The 3,271-nt window shown below is 45.6% G+C and carries 1 protein-coding gene; it reads right to left on the bottom strand.

Going from position 1 to position 3,271, the window contains the following annotated elements; all coding sequences use genetic code 11:
- Nucleotides 1-3,253: S8 family serine peptidase (locus tag ABWP14_RS11305; RefSeq protein ID WP_353203074.1), on the bottom strand; the 3,253-nt coding region annotated here is incomplete at its 3' end.
- Nucleotides 3,254-3,271 lie beyond the last annotated feature (18 nt).

The raw sequence follows: 3,271 nt of genomic DNA, 5'->3' as shown, positions 1-3,271 counted from the left end.
GTGTTGGTGTTGGTGTTGGTGTTGGTGTTGGTGTTGGTGTTGGTGTTGGAGTTGGAGTTGGAGTCGGTGTTGGTGTTGGTGTTGGTGTTGGTACCACTGGAGTTGGGGTAGGTGTTGGTACAACACCACCGACAGGCAGAACCTCAATACTTCCAATACTTGTCAACGCAGATCTCTTACCCCATTGATCTGTCGCTTGAATTCTTACGGTATAAGTCCCTGTCTGCAGCGAGCAAGGCACGGACATATCGTTTGCAAATGAGCCATCAGCCGTTGTTCCAGACCTCAATAGTAGAGTCTCAACATATGCAACTTGGCCAGCCGAGTTCACTAAAGATGCCGAGACATTTGTGATCCGAGAATCATCCTTAATTTGAGCACGAATTTCTGTAATCGCCTTACACACACTTACTGAAGATTGAGAGATAGTTCCCGATACAACTAATGGCGCACTGGTATCTGGAATGCTTGGAGCATTGACTTGGAATTCGCCAAGGGCGGTCCAAAGAGAAATGTTATTAGCGGCATCCTTCGCTTGAGCTTCAACTCGGTATTTACCTAATGCTGCGCTGCATGGAACAACCCAGTCATTTGCGTAGGTACCAGAAGTTGCGGTTCCTTCTTTACGGCCAGCACTAAAATTGGATATAACTTGGCCGTTAGGTGCCAAAATTCGTAAAGACACAGATGTAACCCCAACGTTGTCAGTCACTTTCGCTGACGCAGAATTCAAAGTTGAACAAACCTCTAGTGATTGAGGCGTTACGGATCCACTAACAAAGGCCGGGGCCTGAGTATCGGGACCAGGTGTTGGTGTTGGTGTTGGTGTTGGTGTTGGTGTTGGTGTTGGTGTTGGTACAGGAGCAACTCTCAATGTTTCAAAGGTTTGAATTGGACCCAAAGATTCCTGACCGATTGAAGGACCTGTGTAAGGAACAATTCGAGTACGGAAGTAGTAACGGGTATCCGAAGTTAATCCAGTAACGACTAAATTAACAGTTACATTTGATGGGCCCGTAATTGCTTTTGGTACGGCTGCAACCATTGTTGTGCCTGTTGTTAAGGTTGGATCAGTTCCATAGATGAAGAATGGGTAGGTATTGCTTCCCATTGGATTGATCACCGAATTGAGGGTGATTCCATTCGCCAAATTAGTATTGGCATATGCACTTACGATGACAGGAGTCTCTGGACTCATAATTGCGTAATAAATCACGCTCTTTGTCATGCCGGATGCATTTCTGGCGATGAATTGGTAGTAAATACCCCGACCTGGCAACAGATTTTTAGGGTTGGCAACGAGCTTAATATCCGCTTCACCCGTTATTGGGCTGGCTGGAAGTACTAGCTTGCTAATTCCAACTGTGAGGGACTTATCAGATCCCCAGACAAATTCTACGGAAGTTGTTTGGCCCTTCGGATTTACCGTGGTTTCAAAGGCGGCTGTTGCAACAGTTCGACTCAAAGGAGAAGCAGAGTTAGTAACTGTTGCAGGTAATCCTGGTGCAACTGGAGTATCAAATGTCATGACAGGTGAATGGGTTGTTGCACTCGAATTAACTGCAACGACCTTGTAGTAATACTTCTTTCCTCCGTCAAGAAAGGAAATACTCAAAGTGACATCATTGGAGTTATTCCCACTGAACTGAAATGGAGATGCTGCAACGTTACTTGTATTGACCTTAAACTCTGGATCTGTTCCATACATAAAGCTGACCGAAGCTGTTGCATTACCAGCCTGGACTACTCCATTAAGAGTTGCGCTGTAAGCAGTTATGTTTGTTACATCGGCTACTCGTGCAATCGGGGCTGTAACAGGGGGTGGCAGAGTCGTGAATGATCCAGTTGCACTTACTGTGCGACCTGACTCATTAACTCCGATGATTCTGAATGAGTAAGTTGTGGAGGCCGATAACCCAGCTAGCTTCACAGAAGCAGATGTCGGCGCTCCGCCATCAACTAAGCCTGGAATAACTGTTGCACTTGATTTTGCTGCAAATGTTGCATCTGTTCCATATTCAAAACTTAAAGTTGTTGGCGCAAATCCTGGATTAACATCAATTAATACATCTGCTGCCAGGTGGGTAATGTTTGTAACACTCTTTTGTGCAACAACTGGAGGAACAATCGGGGCTCCACCATCAGTTGGTGAAACGTAAAGCAACTTATTGACAGTATCGACTTTCAAACTCGAGATAGCGTCTTTTGTTGACTCGCCATCTAGATACTGAGCCACTTGAACTACAGATGCCGTTGGATTTAAACCTAGATATATAGCTGCGGCACCTGCCACATGGGGACTTGCCATAGAGGTACCACTTGCACTGTACGTCGCATCTGCTGCACCAAACCAGGCTGAGAGAATGCTTGAACCTGGAGCGAAAATATCAACACATTTGCCTTGATTTGAAAAATAGGATGGCGCGTCAGCAAGAGTTGTAGCACCAACAGTAATTGCACTCGGTGCACTAGCTGGAGAACGGGTACATGCATCTGTTGATTCATTACCAGCTGCTGCAACTACTGTGATACCTGCATTTGTTAAACGCAAGATCGCAGAGTTCAATGCTGCAGATGCGGTTCCACCGATACTTAAATTCAAAACAGCCTGTGTCTTTGGATTTGGATTTTCAGGACTCAAGATCCAGTCAAGTGCAGCAATAACTCCTGAATAAGCGCCACTTCCGGCACAGTTCAACAATCGAACTGGAACAACTCGAGCATTCTTTGCTAATCCATACTGTGTTCCCGCAGCCGTTGCAGCCACATGTGTTCCGTGACCATTGCAATCGACAGTGCCATTTCCATCATTAATTGATGAATAACCAGAGGTTGAAATACGACCTGCTAAATCTGCGTGAGGATAAATACCTGTATCACCAATATAAATTGTTGCACCAGCTCCAGCGCTGCGATAACCGTATGCGCTAACAGATCCGGTAAGGCCAACTTTTTCACGTTGATCAACACGGTCGATTCCCCAGGCTGGAGTTGGACTCTGCGTGTTTTGGATTGCTAGACCCATAACAGGTTTGTCTTCTTCAACGGTCAATACGTTAGGGATTTTTGCAAGTAAACCAGCAACTAGTTTTGGTAGCTCTACAACATAACCGTCAAAAACATAGTTGTACTTGGCATCAATCTTCCAGCCTGCCTTTATAACGGCAGCTTCAACAGCAGCTTTGGCTGTTGGAGTAACTGAGATGATGTATTTTGCTTTTGCGCCAAGGTCTATTGCTGTTGATGGCACCATGGTGGAGCTAAGTGAGAA

It is taken from the genome of Polynucleobacter sp. (assembly GCF_040400325.1).
GTDB lineage: Bacteria > Pseudomonadota > Gammaproteobacteria > Burkholderiales > Burkholderiaceae > Polynucleobacter.
Note: the sequence above shows the minus strand (reverse complement) of the source record. Positions and strands in the feature narration are given on the sequence as shown.